This is a genomic window from Alcanivorax sp. HI0083 (assembly GCF_001635175.1).
Genome location: NZ_LWFX01000204.1, coordinates 1 through 834 on the forward strand (window position 1 = coordinate 1; position 834 = coordinate 834).

General features: G+C 55.9%; 1 protein-coding gene. It reads left to right on the forward strand.

Annotation, left to right across the window (positions count from 1 at the left end):
* A partial coding sequence (locus A3754_RS27010; RefSeq protein ID WP_197468386.1) for a TonB-dependent receptor occupies nt 1-834 on the forward strand: 834 nt, incomplete at both ends.

The following is an 834-nucleotide window of genomic DNA, read 5'->3' on the forward strand; positions in this document are numbered from 1 at the left end:
GCTTCTATTTCACCTACGTGGACAATGATCAGGAATTGGCCGGCGCGCTCAGGCAGGACCAGTTCGATGATGACCCCTATCAGGCCAACCCGGATAACGTGACGGGCAACTTCCTCTATAACGTGGAGAAATGGCGCGCGGCCAACCGCACCGAGTGGGCCCTGAGTGATACCAGCCGCCTGGTGGTGGGCTTTTCCTTTGAGGACCAGTCGCTCTACCACCCCATTGTCCAGAACCCCTTCTTCAGCCTGTTGATCGATACCGATCAGACCACCTTCGGCACCACCGTGCGTTATGACAAACAGCTGGGTAACCATGACCTGTTGCTGGGGCTGAATTACGGACAAACCTGGGTAAAGGGTGGCAATTATCAGCACAGCGGTGGCATCCGTGGGGCGCTTTCCACCAAGGTGGATAACAAGGCCGATAACCTGGAAGTGTTCGCCATGGATCGCTGGCATTTTGCCGATCGCTGGACGCTGGTTTACGGAGCTCAGGCGGTTACTGGTACCCGCGAAGTGGATAATGTGACGGTATCGTCCGGTGCGGAACGTAACCCGAAAGATGACTATGAATCCATCAACCCGCGCCTGGGGGTGATTTATCAGGTTGCGGACCGCAGTGAGTTGTTTGCCAATGTCAGCAAGCTTTATGAAGCGCCGACTTTATACGAACTGGAAGACGACGCTGATGCCAGCGAGGAAACCCTGGATGCCATGCAGGGCGTGGTTGGGGAAATCGGTACCCGTGGCGCGGCCCCTTTGGGGCAATCCAACGAATGGCACTGGGAAGTGTCAGTTTACTACGCCCAGATTGAGGATGAGATTCTGTCCA